The sequence below is a fragment of the Candidatus Protochlamydia naegleriophila genome, from assembly GCF_001499655.1.
Lineage (GTDB): Bacteria > Chlamydiota > Chlamydiia > Chlamydiales > Parachlamydiaceae > Protochlamydia > Protochlamydia naegleriophila.
The window spans coordinates 548,735-563,030 of sequence record NZ_LN879502.1 but is presented as its reverse complement, the minus strand read 5'-3'; the positions used below and the strand labels follow the sequence as shown (position 1 = coordinate 563,030).

Annotated in this window: 12 protein-coding genes; 5 read left to right on the top strand and 7 right to left on the bottom strand. The window is 43.7% G+C overall.

Annotation, left to right across the window (positions count from 1 at the left end):
• Positions 1 to 9: 9 nt before the first annotated feature.
• From PNK_RS02215 to rsmH, 4 genes are all read right to left on the bottom strand, one after another.
• Positions 10 to 1,503, bottom strand: coding sequence for a UDP-N-acetylmuramoyl-L-alanyl-D-glutamate--2,6-diaminopimelate ligase (locus PNK_RS02215; RefSeq protein WP_231909275.1), 1,494 nt, complete (start codon positions 1,501 to 1,503; stop codon positions 10 to 12).
• Positions 1,504 to 1,599: 96 nt separating this feature from the next.
• Complete coding sequence (locus tag PNK_RS02210; protein WP_059060027.1) at positions 1,600 to 3,630, bottom strand: peptidoglycan D,D-transpeptidase FtsI family protein; 2,031 nt, start codon at positions 3,628 to 3,630, stop codon at positions 1,600 to 1,602.
• A gap of 15 nt (positions 3,631 to 3,645) precedes the next feature.
• Positions 3,646 to 3,939, bottom strand: a complete 294-nt coding sequence (locus PNK_RS02205) for a hypothetical protein (RefSeq protein WP_032125044.1) — start codon at positions 3,937 to 3,939, stop codon at positions 3,646 to 3,648.
• A 1-nt stretch (position 3,940) separates the two neighbouring features.
• Positions 3,941 to 4,897 (bottom strand): 16S rRNA (cytosine(1402)-N(4))-methyltransferase RsmH, encoded by a 957-nt coding sequence (gene rsmH, locus PNK_RS02200; RefSeq protein WP_059060025.1) that lies wholly within the window; start codon positions 4,895 to 4,897, stop codon positions 3,941 to 3,943.
• 447 nt (positions 4,898 to 5,344) lie between these two features.
• Between rsmH and PNK_RS02195 the strand changes: the two genes are divergently transcribed.
• Both PNK_RS02195 and PNK_RS02190 read left to right on the top strand, forming a co-directional pair.
• Positions 5,345 to 5,794, top strand: a complete 450-nt coding sequence (locus PNK_RS02195; RefSeq protein WP_032125042.1) for a DUF5399 domain-containing protein — start codon at positions 5,345 to 5,347, stop codon at positions 5,792 to 5,794.
• A gap of 2 nt (positions 5,795 to 5,796) precedes the next feature.
• The gene (locus tag PNK_RS02190; protein WP_032125041.1) at positions 5,797 to 6,192 is read left to right on the top strand and encodes a tetratricopeptide repeat protein; all 396 of its coding nucleotides are present in this window, start codon (positions 5,797 to 5,799) and stop codon (positions 6,190 to 6,192) included.
• 51 nt (positions 6,193 to 6,243) lie between these two features.
• Here PNK_RS02190 and PNK_RS02185 read toward each other — a convergent pair whose 3' ends face one another.
• Positions 6,244 to 7,416: a DegT/DnrJ/EryC1/StrS family aminotransferase gene (locus PNK_RS02185; RefSeq protein ID WP_059060022.1), complete on the bottom strand. Its 1,173-nt coding sequence runs from the start codon at positions 7,414 to 7,416 to the stop codon at positions 6,244 to 6,246.
• 584 nt (positions 7,417 to 8,000) lie between these two features.
• Between PNK_RS02185 and dnaA the strand changes: the two genes are divergently transcribed.
• The 3 genes from dnaA (at position 8,001) to PNK_RS02170 (ending at position 12,433) form a co-directional block, all read left to right on the top strand.
• Positions 8,001 to 9,347 carry a chromosomal replication initiator protein DnaA gene (gene dnaA / locus PNK_RS02180; RefSeq protein ID WP_032125039.1) on the top strand — a complete coding sequence of 449 codons (1,347 nt, stop codon included), beginning with the start codon at positions 8,001 to 8,003 and terminating at the stop codon, positions 9,345 to 9,347.
• Between the two features lie 179 nt (positions 9,348 to 9,526).
• The gene (gene corA / locus PNK_RS02175; protein ID WP_059060020.1) at positions 9,527 to 10,591 is read left to right on the top strand and encodes a magnesium/cobalt transporter CorA; all 1,065 of its coding nucleotides are present in this window, start codon (positions 9,527 to 9,529) and stop codon (positions 10,589 to 10,591) included.
• A 132-nt stretch (positions 10,592 to 10,723) separates the two neighbouring features.
• Positions 10,724 to 12,433 carry a hypothetical protein gene (locus tag PNK_RS02170; RefSeq protein WP_059060018.1) on the top strand — a complete coding sequence of 570 codons (1,710 nt, stop codon included), beginning with the start codon at positions 10,724 to 10,726 and terminating at the stop codon, positions 12,431 to 12,433.
• A gap of 38 nt (positions 12,434 to 12,471) precedes the next feature.
• Here the strand turns inward: PNK_RS02170 and PNK_RS02165 are convergent, their stop codons facing one another.
• Together PNK_RS02165 and PNK_RS02160 are read right to left on the bottom strand one after the other, a co-directional pair.
• The gene (locus tag PNK_RS02165; RefSeq protein WP_059060016.1) at positions 12,472 to 13,203 is read right to left on the bottom strand and encodes a ComF family protein; all 732 of its coding nucleotides are present in this window, start codon (positions 13,201 to 13,203) and stop codon (positions 12,472 to 12,474) included.
• On the bottom strand, positions 13,196 to 14,182 hold the full coding sequence (locus PNK_RS02160) for a hypothetical protein (protein WP_059060014.1): 987 nt from the start codon (positions 14,180 to 14,182) through the stop codon (positions 13,196 to 13,198). Before PNK_RS02160 ends, PNK_RS02165 begins: the two co-directional genes overlap by 8 nt.
• Positions 14,183 to 14,296: the final 114 nt, after the last annotated feature.

Here is a 14,296-nt window from a genome sequence, read left to right as displayed (position 1 = left end):
GCCTTTCTCTTAACTAGGATTAGAAGAATAATTGAGCTGCGAACAAATGTCGGCCGCGACTTTTACATCATCAAACTCAATGGTTTTATGCGCAAAAACTTGGTAGGTTTCATGCCCCTTACCGGCAATTAAAATGCTGTCGTTTGGTTCGGCGATCTCAATCGCTTTTTGAATAGCGGCTCTGCGATCGACCTCGACAAGAAAGGCATCCTGCCTTGTGAATCCTTTTACAATCTCTTGACAGATGGCTTGCGGATCTTCGGAGCGGGGATTGTCAGAGGTGACAATGCTTAAGTCCGCAAACCGTTCGCATGCTTGCGCCATTTTGGGACGCTTTGTCTTATCGCGATCGCCCCCACACCCAAAGACGACAATCAACTTCCCTTTCTTAATTTCTGTTAAGGTCTCAAGAACATTAAGCAGCGCATCATCTGAATGGGCAAAATCGACGTAAATTTTCAAGTCCAGCGCATTTGGAACGGGCTCTAAACGGCCTCTGACAGTGGGCAGGCAGGCCATTTTTTCAGCCAACGCTTTAAGTGGAATACCTCGAGTCAACATGACTCCCATCGCAGCTAAGCAATTATAAATATTGAAGCGGCCAGCGAGAGGCCAAAAGCACTCCACTGTCTCCCCCCGATAAGTCACAACTGCATGGGTACCTTGCCCCCCAAGCCTGATCTTTGAAGCCCGCAGGTCGGCTTTCTGATCGATGCCGTATGTCAAACAATTGACGCTGCATCCTTGCATAATCTGTTCTGCCCAAGGGCTATCGCTGTTGAAGACTGCCCATTTTGGAGCCGTTTTCTTTCTAGACTTTTCAAGCGCAGTAAATAGACGCTTTTTAGCTTCACAGTACTGTTCCATCGTTACATGATAGTCCAGGTGGTCGAGAGTTAAATTGGAAAAGACCGCCACATCGAAATCGATTTTATCGACGCGCCCTTGATCTAAGGCGTGCGATGTCACCTCCATGACAGCCGATCGGCTTCCAGATGCACACATCTCGCGAAGCATTTTATGGTTGTTAATGACATCAGGTGTTGTACGAGTCGCTTGATAGCGATGGGATCCGACGATGTATTCGATGGTTCCAATCAGTCCACAAGGTCCATGGAAGGCATCTAGCAGACTTTTAATCAGAAATGAGATCGTTGTTTTACCATTCGTTCCTGTAATCCCCACCATGAATAATTCATCTGATGGATGCTGATAGTACTCTGAGGCTAAAGTCGACTCGATTGCGAGAGGATTTGGATGAATAATTTGCACGATCTGCTTAAGAGACGGATCGAACAGGTCTGTCAAGATGGCGCAAGCTCCAGCTTCGATTGCTTCAGGAATGTAATGGCCACCATCGTGAGTTTTCCCTTTTTTAGCGATAAAGAGGTTGCCAGGAGCGACTAGTTTGGAATTCGCCGTGATGCCTGTAATGGATGTCTCTTTGGAGCCTTTAATTTGGCACTCATCCAATTCTTTAAACAACTTTTTCAATTTCATCATACTCGTCTGCTACCTTCTACCTATCTGTCAGGCTCATTTAGGGATTATTTTGCGCAAAACTCCCATGAACATTCACGGACAACATCTCACTAAAAATTAATTTTGAGACATGTTATTCCATTTCTTATATATTTCTTGCAACTTTCTCGTTTCTGTCATCCATTCGGTCTTATCAAGACTGCTGCGGGGGTCGCCATAAGGGTATCCGTAAGGATCGTCGGGGGGAATGCCTAAATATTCCAAAGAACGCTTGGAGATCTCGCGAAAAACTCCCGCCGTGCAATTACCTCCATTGTGGTTTTTTCCAAGCCCCGGAATATAACCATATTCGGGTTCATCCATCGTTACGACTAAGACAAAGGCTGCCTGTTCGACAGGCGTAAAACCGGCAAAAGTGGCACAGTAAAGTATCTCTGAATAGAGCCCGTTAACAATTTTTTTTGTTGTACTCGTTTTTCCCACCTCAGTATAGCCTGGGACATCAGCCTTAACAGCCGTTCCCCCGGGCTTGGTAACATAGCGCATGGATTGCACGACTCGTTTGACAATATCCTCATCTAGCACGCGCGGAAACTGAGCCGCTCTTTCAGGCGATGTATTGTCTGTGAGTGTGATTTCTTGACCATCCATATCTTTTTTGACGATGCGGCGAACGAGCGTTGGGTTTACGAGAAATCCCCCATTGGCAAGTATCGAATAGGCTCTTAAAATTTGAATGCTATTGGCCTGGATGTTGTACCCCATCGCCAAAGAAAATGGAGTTGGCACAGACCATTCCGGAGTGCCATTTGGATGGTATTTGCCTGGGGTCGGCAAAACGCCTGTGCTTTCGGCCGGCAACTCGACATACGTTTTTTGTCCGAATCCAAAGAGTTGCTGCAGCTGACGCCGATACCACTCATTGCCAAGCCTTGCAACCATTCTTTCTGCCAGTCGACCCATATAGATGTTGGATGACTTCTGCATCCCCATATCCATGTTTAAAAAATAGTGAAGCCGGGTATCTGTAATGGGTTTAGAACGCCCAGGAAACCGTCCGTTGCTAGTGGCTATTTTCTCTTCCGTAGTAAATAATTCTTTCTCCCCTTTTTCTTTCAGCAAACGGTTAGCTTTAAGTGCAAGAGCCACAGTAAAGGGCTTAAAAACCGAGCCCGGCTCATTCGCGTCGGTAACGGCTTTAACTTTGGTGTGCTCGATCAGGTTTGGATCGTTAAAGAACTGCTGATAATCGGGCAGATTAAAAAAGGGATACTGCGCCAACGCTAAGATCTCGCCTGTGCGAGGATCCATCATGGCAGCCCACCCAGCCTTTGCCTTGCATTTTTTGACCCCTTTTTCAATTTCTTCTTCTGCAATAGCTTGTAGGCATGGATTAATGGTTAAATAGATATCGGCCCCATGCTCTGGATAATCGATTACATCTCCCGTTTCCAAAGAATTGCGCGGCGACCGCATAAGACGCCGTTTTCCTTGCTTACCTTGCAGCCGAGGATTGAAGTAAAGCTCAAGTCCTCCTGTTGGCAGGGCTTGTCGGGTTGTTTCATCCTTTTGATTCTGGATCGTATGCAAGACATTGCCAAGCAATTTCCCAAAAGGATAGGAGCGTTGGTAGTCTTTAATAAAGAAGAGGGCGTTGCGTGGAACTTTGTAAGTCTTAGCAAAGCCCTGCCACCATTTTAGAATCGTTTGATGGGTTTCTTTATCGAGCCACATGGCGAGCTTACGACTGCGACTTGGCTTGTCAAATTGTTCTCTAAAACCTAAACGCTCGGCAACCGAAATGTCTAAAGTAGCCAAAAGATGACTTGCCACTTCTTCTTTCAGATGCGAAGGGATTGATTCGGGGTCTACGTACAAGTGGAATTTTGGGACGTCAATCGCAAACGGTTGCGGCTCGGCGGGATGATTTTTTTTAATAAAGGGATTGGAATAAAAGGTTCCGCGAATAAAAGGCTCTTTCACGATGAAAAAATGTTGCTTTTGAGCCTGTAAAGCCCATTTTTTGCCCTCCAAAATCTGGATATTGTAAAATTGGGTGATCAAAAGGGAGAACAGGACAAAGATGAAAAGGGCGATCCATAAGAGTCGGCGACGTTCAGAAGAATGAGGAGTTGATGGCTGCATCATGATGTATATGGTTTCTCACTTAGATTCAATGACCTTCTCTTCCGGAATTAATAAGACCTCCGTTAAAGGAGGATACTTGAGATGACCAAACTCCGGCTTGCTCGCCAACTCCATCAAATGAACAGGGCTTTCAAAGCGCTCAATAGCATAATGAAATTCTGAATTTTTTTCCTGAATCTCTTTAAGCTCTTTGGTCAAAACAGGGATAGATAGCCGCAACTCTGTCAATCCATTTAGCTTATCAATGTATTTGTAAAGGGTTAGACCAGCAAAAAAAATACAGATCCACAACCTGACTAGCAATCCCATCCTAGCTATCCTTTTTAGCCAACTTCTCTGCCACTCTTAGCTTTGCACTGCGACTGCGTGGATTGTCTTTAATCTCTTCCTCAGACGGGCAAATGGGTTTCTTCGTAATGAGAGCCACTGTCGGATCCTTATCGCGAAAGAGTCCGCTTCCCAATCCACTCGTTTCCCACTTATCGCTGGCTGCAAGTCGCAACTGGTTTTTCACAATGCGGTCTTCTAAACTATGGAAGCTTATAACTGCCACCCGTCCGCCTGGCTCCAAACACTCGAGCGCCTTGGGCATTAATTGCTCCAAAACCGCCAATTCGCCGTTCACACAAATGCGTAAAGCCTGAAAAATCAAAGTCAAGGGATTAATCCCCTTTTTGGGATTCCAGGCAAACAGGGGCTTTAAGAGTTGAGCCAAATCGGTCGTTGTCACAAAAGGTTTTTCCACACGAGCCTGAACGATGGCTCTTGCAGCTAAGCGCCATTTCTTCTCCTCGCCATAATCGCGAAAAACCCTTCCCAAATCCTGCTCAGACCAGGTGTTAACAACGTCCGCTGCCGTCAAGGATGCATGAGGATTCATGCGCATGTCTAAAGGACCCTCTCGAGAAAAACTAAATCCCCGTTCGGCCTGATCAAGCTGCATCGAAGAGACACCTAAATCTACCAGCAGCCCCTGGATCTGGACAACGCTCAACTCTTTCAAAAATTGATCGAATTGCGAAAAATTTCCCTGGCGGAAACAGATCTTATCCTTCCAAGGTTCTAAACGCTTCGATGCTAAAGCAAGAGCTTGAGGATCTTGATCGATTCCAAGATACAAATCAATTTCGGGATGGCGCTGAAGCAAAGCTTCCGCATGTCCGCCCGCTCCCAGCGTGCCGTCGACAAAAACACTTAAACGGACCGGTTCAAAAGCGTCAACTACTTCGGTTAACAATACGGATCGATGAGGAACATTTTGAGTCATGTAACAATAAAGGTTGGAAAGCGCTTAACTAGGGTCGTCAAATTCATAGGGCCTAAGTGGAAAGAACTCGAATTTAGGCGATTAGCAATTGGACGACAGGGCCTAAAAAACACTTTTGGGTTTATCTTTCTGAAAAGAGAATGTGCATAAACAAACTATGAGGCATGTCTTCTTGAGAACAGTCTATATCAACCAGGAAAAATAAAGCCACATATTCAGAAACATCCTGCAGTTGATCCTAATTAAAAAAATTTAAATCCCTTATCTTCGAGACGGCTCCTCATTGACAAGATTGCGTTTTCCACGAAGACTTTGAGAGTTCCCCAATAAGCAAAAATTAACTAATACAAAAACAAATTATTACATTCGAAACCATTATTTACTAATAAATGCAATAATTGTTAAAATAAAATGTGAAAGTAATGAATTTTGTAAGAGGTTGGCGTTATGACAACGATCGATAAACTAGATATTGGGATTTACATCCAATATGCTCGCCGTACGCAGATGATTGAACAAATCAATCAGCAGTATCATTTAGATGAAGCGTCGTCGATCCCTCCACAAATTTTGCTCGTTGACATTTATCCCAAATTATCCGAAATGGATCTTCTGCTTGGGATTGTCCCAGTTCAAACGCCTTGGGCCTATTTTTTCCCCCCTCCCCGTTTTCGCTTTCAGCGCCGTTCCCCTTTTGGTTTCTTTCGAGTCGCTCCAAGCTTAGGCTCTTTTGAAGAAGAGGATGAGGATGAGCGTAAACTTGAGGAGATCGAATGCGAAACGGAGACTGACCTAAAAGAAAAGAAAGCAATCAAAGCTTGTTTTGAACAAATTGACAAGATTAATAATTGGATAAGCTTTATCGTGGGACGAGTTGGTCAGTTCTTACAAGGATAATCATGAGTAGAATCAATTGGCTGGATAAACTGGGCTGGACAGAAGAACACGTTGAAGATTTGCGCTACACGGGTTATTCTTATATTAGACAAGGAAAATATGACATCGCTCTGGCTTTTTTTGAGGCGTTAACCGTCCTAGATCCCGAAAGCGCTTACGACGCGCAAACGCTTGGAGCCATTTACTTGGAGCTTAATGAACCTGCTAAGGCACTCAAGTCATTCGACAGGGCTCTGAAACTCGAGGCAGACCATGGACCTACTCTTCTCAACCTGACTAAAGCTTTTTTTATGCTAGGAAAAAAGGATGAAGGGCTCAAACTTGCCCATATTCTTAAAGAGGAACAGAATCCCCTCATTTCAAACGTCGCGAAGGCTTTGATCTTAGCCTATACCTAATCGAAATTTGCTCTTGACTTTTCAAACCCATGCGCCAGCCGCTGAGGCGTTTCAAGCCTTTAAAACACTCCTCAACGTTTCACAAACGCGATCAACCTCTTGCAGAGTCAAATCGGCATAGAGTGGTAAGGAGAGTGCTTGTGCGTAATAGGCCTCCATCTGCGGATAGCGCTGCAGCCATTCTTCTGCGACGCTTTTCACAACAGGATGGCGATAGAGGGGAATGTAGTGCACTTGAGATCCAATCCCTTTATTCTTAAGATCTTCCATTACTTTTTCGCGCGTTGTTCCAAAGGCTTTAAAATCAATTTGAGCCACCAATAGATGGAAGGCCGTATGAGAATCGGCACGATCGGAAAAAAGGCTCAGATGAGGGAAATTTTTTAAGTTTTTGCGGTAATGAGCAACTAAAGTGCGGCGCTTCTCAATAAATGAATCGAGGCGCTTCAATTGACTGAGGCCAAGTGCCGCCTGAAAACTGGTCACATTAAAATTCCCCGTAATTGCTTGAACTTCATAATAGCCCGGGGCTGATGCTTGCTTCAGATAGGGAGCCTCCCGCTCGATGCCGTTATCTCGATAAAGCCTTAAGCGGTGATAAAGATTGGCGTCGTTAGTTGTCACCATTCCCCCTTCACCAGTCGTCATCGTTTTGGCCGGATGAAAGCTGAAGATCGTCATATCGCTATATGCGCAACTTCCCACTCTTTCCCCGCTTGGGTACAGCGAACCAATGGCATGGGCTGCATCTTCAATAACGACGCAATCGGGATGGCAAAGGGAGCGATCGAGCATTTGCATGTCAACCGCGATGCCAGAAAAGTGAACTGGCACAATAAAAAACCGTCCGCGGCTTAAAGGCACGTTAAAAGACTTTTTTAATTGATTGAGATCTAAATTTCCCGTTGTTCGATCGATGTCGACAAATTGAGGCTGAATCCCTTCTCGGATGGGAATGCCGACGGTTGCAATAAAAGTATTGGGAGTTGAAATGACTCGATCAAAAGCCTGAAGGTCTAAAGCAAAATAGGCGGCCATCAAAGCCACCGTTCCATTAGCAAACGCAACGGCATAGCGCGATCCGCAATAAGAGGCGATGCTCTCTTCGAATGTCCTGACTGGAGGACCTCGCGTAATCGCATCTTCTTTTAATGCATCGGTAACTGCTTGAATATCATCGCTTTGAATCGACTGCTTAGCATATGGTAAAAAAGGCGACGACATGGCTTTTATTCCTTTTTGAAGGTGTCACCATGCCAAATTAAGAATTGAGACAAAAAGAAAAAAATACAAAAAATCACTCTCCTTTCTTCGGATAGTAGCTCCTCTATACGTATGCCTTTTGACAAGAGTTCTTTCAATTTTCGCCAAGATGCTATAATCTATAGCAGCTTTAGTAGTTAAAATCTTAATTATCATGATCGTTATAAACGACCTTTAGTTTAGAGATATCTACAAAACCCGATCGGTTATATGCTATGACTTCTAGACAATTGATAGCAGCCAAGCAATCTGATCCTATTTTGATACTCTGTTAGCCGTATCGAAAAAAAGCGGCATTGTGCATAAGTGACTTTTTCACTCATTTCAAGTTTTAGCAGTCAGAACAGTTAAAAATTTTTATTAATAGATAAGGACTTTTTTCTTTCTTGCCTGTTATTTTGATAATCAATGATTTACCAATCAATTGAGTTTGAAGTTCGATAAAATCACTTGCCAGCTAAGATTGGCTCATGCTAAATTCTTTCATGAAAATGCCCCAGAGTGGGTTGTGGAAACGTTGTTCATAACTTTTTAAGGACCGGAATATGCTAGCTTGTGATACGGATGCTTGGACTCAATTTTTGCAATTTGTAAAAACACGATGTTCGCCAGCCGCGTTTGGTAACTGGTTGGCTCCGATTCGCGTCATTGAATCAACAACGGATGACATTGCGTTAGAAATACCTAATATCTTTGTACAAGAGTATTTACTTTCTAATTACAAAAAAGATTTATGTGCATTTTTACCGGTCAATGCAATCGGCGAACCAGCGATTCGCTTTATCATCGCTGCTCCACAAAAAAAGCCAGCAACCATCACAGCTCCCGCTCTACATATCGACTCTCCAGCAGACAGTCAAACCAGCAATAGTGATGTCAAGCTCAACAACAATTATCGCTTCGAAAATTTTATTGAAGGCCCAACAAATCAGTTTGTCAAATCTGCCGCAATGGGTGTGGCTCTTCGACCTGGTCAATCTTACAATCCTCTTTTCATTCATGGCGGTGTAGGCCTTGGAAAGACTCACATTTTGCATAGCATTGGCCACTACATTAAAGAACATCACAAGAAGCTGCGCATTCAGTGCATCACAACTGAAGCCTTTATCAACGATTTGGTGGATAGTTTAAGAAATAAGTCGGTTGACCGCATGAAGCGTTTCTACCGCTCCGAGATCGACGTCTTGCTAGTAGACGATATTCAGTTTCTTCAAAATCGTCTCAATTTTGAAGAGGAACTCTCTTACACCTTTGAAGCCTTAAAAAACAAAGGGGCGCAAATCGTAATTACGAGCGATAAGCCGCCTTCCCTACTCAAACTATCGGAGCGTACCATCGGTAAAATGGAAGGGGGGCTCGTGGCGCACATGGGCATTCCAGAATTAGAGACCCGGGTGGCCATTTTGCAGCATAAGGCCGAACAAAAAGGCTTACACATCCCACACAAAGTCGCCTTTTTCATTGCCGAGCACATTCACAATAACGTGCGTCAACTCGAAGGAGCCATCAATCGCTTAAGCGCGCATTGCCGCTTGCTCGATTTAAATATTACAGAAGAGCTCGTCTCCCGCACCTTACGTGAAATGCTGCAGCAAGCTCCCAGGGAAAAAATTTCTGTAGAGCAAATTCTCAAAAGCGTGGCCGCTGTTTTTCAAGTGCGCGTCAGTGACTTAAGAGGATCAAACCGCACCAAAGATATTGCCCTTCCCCGACAAGTTGCCATGTATTTGGCTAAAGAAATGATCAATGAATCACTAATCATGCTTGGTGCTTCTTTTGGCAAAACCCATTCAACCATTCTCCATGCATGCAAAAACATCGAGAAAAAGGTCGCAAGCGATGAAAACTTGCGCCGTCAAATTGGAATGGTACGCCGCAATATTGAAGCCTAAGGGTTGTCAAAGAACAATCCGGCATATTGCATTTCCCTTATCGACATTTTTTTCAGCCTTGAGTAGGATGGATTTTTAATCGGACTGCCCCTTACCGAAGAGCTATTAGAGGTTTCTGGCAAGCCGCTATGAAGCGAGTTGGCACTGATTCATCAATCCTCTAACCTCATTGATTGCGTATGTATCGGCTCCTCAAAAATCGCGTCAAAAAGACAGGGCTCTCTCCTGGTTCTTTGATTCCAGTCGGGGAGCAGCGCAAGCATCCGATTACTCTGTCAATTATTGAATATTCTGAAACAGAGTATCTCGAAAAGGATAATGCTTCCATTCAAGAATGCATCGAATGTATCGAAAAACCTACCATGACATGGATTCAGGTACATGGCGTCTATGATTCCTCCATGATCGCCTCAATCGGCAACCGATTCAAATTGCACCCTCTTGTCATGGAAGATGTCCTCAATACCGTCCAACGTCCAAAAATAGACATTTATGGAGAGCAGGTTTTTATTGTCACCCGGATGCTTCAATTCGATCAACAAGCGCACCAATTGCACGATGATCAGGTGAGCATCATCTTTGGCCCGAACTTGCTAATTTCCTTTTTAGAAAAAGACCAGGATATTTTTTCCCCAATCAAAGAAAGACTTCGCCAAAAGACCAATCGGATGCGCAAGCAGGGCTCCGACTATCTCGCCTATGCCTTGATCGACATGATTGTGGACTACTATTTTAATGTTCTGGAAAAAGTGGATGTCAATTTGGACCTTTTAGAAGAGGAACTCGTTCGTTCGCCCAAGCCTTCTACTCTGCAGAGCATTCAAAGAGCTAAACGCAACATGGTCTTTTTGCGCAAATCAGTCTGGCCGATGCGTGATGTCGTCAACCGCATGCAAAGACTCGAACCTCCGCTCATCACTGCCTATACCCAAGTTTTTTTACATGACGTCTACGATCACATTGTCCAGACCATCGATATCATTGAAGGATTCCGCGACGTTGTCGCCGGCATGTTGGATATTTATCTATCCAACATCAATATCCGAACCAACGAAATTATGAAGGTCTTAACGATCGTATCGACCATTTTTGTTCCTTTAACTTTTGTATCGAGCCTCTACGGCATGAACTTTGACTATATGCCAGAACTTCATACCCGATGGGGTTATCCTTTCGTTCTCATTCTCATGACAATGCTTGCCATTTCCATGCTCTTTTACTTTCATCGCAAAAAATGGTTTTAGGAAAACCTGGATTGCGAAGCTAAATTTAAGATGATCCTCATTATTCAATTATTCGCTTAAATTTGCATTAGGTTTATATTATCTTAACATTTTAGTTTTAAACTAATTCTTATTTACAAAAAAAGCAAAAAGATGAATCTACCATCTGACATTAATTACTCAAATTTTTTAGATCACTTTGAAAGGCTCACACCGACTAACTATCTAGAAATAGAGCCTAAAACAGTTGAAGGACGGTGCTTTAGCATTGTTTATGCAAAAGAAAACAAAAATTTGAATACAAAGGCAGTCCTTAACATCGTCGAGCAGGCTTTTTCTCATTTCAGACACAATAGAGCCTTCGAAAGCCAAGAAAATTTTGAACAGTGCCAGGAGAAAGTCAACCGGTTAGCTCAAGCGCTGCAAGTGTATGGCACACGTTTAAGGCAAAGCGCTCCATGGTATTGGAAAATTCTCGCTTTTTTTGGTTTCCAGAGGAGTACTGATAAACGCATTGCTCAACTTGTCTCTACTATATCTCAGCAAGGAGCATCTCAAGAAAATCTGACTGAAGCCATTCAAAGGACCACTAGAGAAGCCCTTACAACGCCTCCTGGTTATTTGCGTTATTTTTACCACTTCGTACTCGGCAATGCAGATTTGAAAATCAGTCAATTAGATGGTGCGGGTGTTGCATCCTCTCAATATCACTATCTTTCGCTATTAAAAGAGTTTCGATCGACTCTGGCACCAGCATCGCCCGCTCATCCTCTCCTACAAGAAATTACTGACCAGCTGAGTCTTGGTGCTCAAGTTGCCATAGCTCAGGAAAACAATCTTGCGATCACTACTTTTATGGAACGGCTCCAAGTATTCCTATCCGATCCAACTCGAACATTTTTCATGTTTCCGGGCGGCTATTCGAAAAAAGATCAAGCTCACTGTGTTGTATTTGAGATCACAAGAGAAGGCAATGAAAGCTTTTCTTTAGCATTGGTAGATACGGGCGTCATCGCAGGAAATTTACATCTCTTAAACAATGATTCCCTTCTCAACAACTATTTGGATTTGTCCACCACAGGCCTGCGCCGTAAAATAATCAATGAACAAGCTCTGATCGATCAGAAAATCAATCAATGGCATGCATTCATCGAGTTACAAAAGAACAATCGAACGCAAGATTTACATTATACAGGGTTGAACGCCGCACAATTTTCCGAATCTTTTTTTCAAGCATTGTTTGCATTTAAATATTCTTCAAATACTGATCATAGCATGGATAAAGTCGTTGAATTCCTCGATCAGCAGCTGGCCACACCAAATAAAAGTAACCTCATTGCAGCCGGTCGTTCCCATACCCGGCAAAAAAAGGGGGTCTGCGCTCAAAAATCCTTTGCTACTTGGTTGCACACGCGCTTAGGAAATGAACTCTATCAGCGATTCAAGGTCTTCTATACAGCCAAAGAAATCGAAAGATTAGAACAGCTTTTTGCAGAACAGCCCGCAGCGACTGAAGAAGCCTTAGCCGGCTATGCCTTTGTTAAGTTAGAAAAAAGCGCACCCGAGCCTGCAGCCACCATTGAACCACCAAAGAGTAAATCCAAGCCAAAAGCGGCAGAGATTTCCGCTGATGAGCGTCCCCTCTCAGAGGAAGAATGGGCTAATTTTCCCTCAGCTCTTAACAAGTTAAAAACCTTGATAGAAGTAATAGACAGCTGCAATTCACTTGAAAACTTCTTGGAAAAATCGACTTTTCATTGGACTCCCCAGCAAGCCAAGCATGAAATTAGGCAGCTTGGCCAGCAAATTCTTCAGAAGAGAGAGCAAAAGTTGCAAACCCTGCTTACCCCTACGCCTGCCTAATATAGGCTTCTTTCGAAAGAAGCTTAAGGCGCGTCAAATTAACTCTCAATCGTTCGGCAAAAAGTCATGGCATACAAAAGGCTCGGAAATCCTTCGCTCAGAGCCTCTGCGCATCTATGCAAGGTAGAGCCCGATGTCATGACATCGTCGATGACCAGTATTTTTTTATCTAGCAAACAGCAGTTTGACTGCAACTTGAAGGCATGGCCAAGGCTCTTGCGCTGTTTTAATGCCAAAGCCGCTTGGCTATAGTCGCTCGACGTACGCTTTAAGGCATTCCAAACGGGTATATTCATGAGTTTGCCAAGCTCTTCGGCCAATAGGAGGCTTTGATTATAGCCTCTTTGCAGCCAATGTGAAAAGGAAAGCGGAACGGGCACAAGGGCGTCGGGAAGCGGCCATTCGAGCCGCTCAAACTGCGCAAATAAAAAAGCCCCCATCCCTTTTGCCAAATAGGGCTGGTTGGCATACTTCAATTGCCTGACTAAAATTGAGGGAGGTCCTAAATAATCAAAAGCGGCCGCTTTGCGCAAGAACAGCGAGGGATAGCGCTTGCAAATCAGACAATCGTGAGACATCTCCTCTTTCACGCTAAAACATGTTTGACAACGCCCTTCGGGATCAATTAACTCCAGTAAAGAGGCACAAGAGTTGCAAAAAATGGATTGCTGTGGAGGCAGAACGTCTTTGCAGTGCAAGCACCGGGCCGGAAAACAAAGATGAAGGCAAGAGTGCTTCAACTCTTGCCATAAACGCCGAGCGTTACTCATCACCCCACACAAGTGAATGGCGATTTTTTCGATAGCTTTTTGGATCGATCCGCGAAGGATCAAATGGCTCGCCAATCCAGCTATCATATTCATGCTTTAAATGGGCCAATAAAACAGGATAATCATTAGGATAGGCTTTTTGCAGCCATTCATCTATTTTCCAAGAAATTTGCTCTAGATCTTTTTTGTAAAATTTCTTTAATTTGATCCGATCATCTTTCGTCAATTTGCCCACGTCTAAGTGAAAAGCCTTATTTCCAACAAATCCAGTATTGTGCATGACGCCGTGATCGCGATCATAGACCCCTTTTTGATACTCTTGCATATACATGGCCAAAATGCCTGAAATGGCTTGTTTAGCGCCTTCAATATCTCCTCGGTCAAGCAAAGAGGCTAAATGCTGCCGCAGTGTTTCCCCTTTTTTTTGCACCATGAAAACCACATCGTCTAAATTGATACGGTGTTCGAATCCCATTTTATCAACGAGGGTGACCTGCTGATGTAAGAAATTAGTCGGGCGCAAATGCAGGTAAAGAAGCTCTGAGGCTTGCCGATTCTCGCGGTAAGCTAAATCATACCCCTCAAAGACACCAACTAATTTATTGCGCTTGCGTTGAATGTAGAGTTCCTTGTAGTGATTGAATGGGGTAATGGATGGCACCAAATTGACCAGCCAATTGGGCTTCAAATGCTTAAATTTGAAGAATTTCAATACGTACTGCTGATCGGCACTAGCAAACGCATAGCTCTGCGCCCCCTTACCTATATAGTAGTATTTTTGCTTCAGAATCGTGGACAATTGATCCCGTTCATCATTCGATACAAGATGAATGTCCCAAGGAGCTTCGAAGTCCAATTCATGAGTCATATTGGCCAAACGGAAGTCATCGGTCAGATCATAATAAAGGCGGACAGCACCAAAGCCTAGCGCGCCAATAAAGATGGCGATGATCCACTTAATTAAAGGACTACTTTTCATTACATTTACTCTTTTAAAAGCCTTAAAACCTTTAATTTTGACAATTTAAATGATTTAAGACAATCGACTTTTTGAAGCGGCTATTCATTTCAGGAATAAAGCAATAGGAATCAA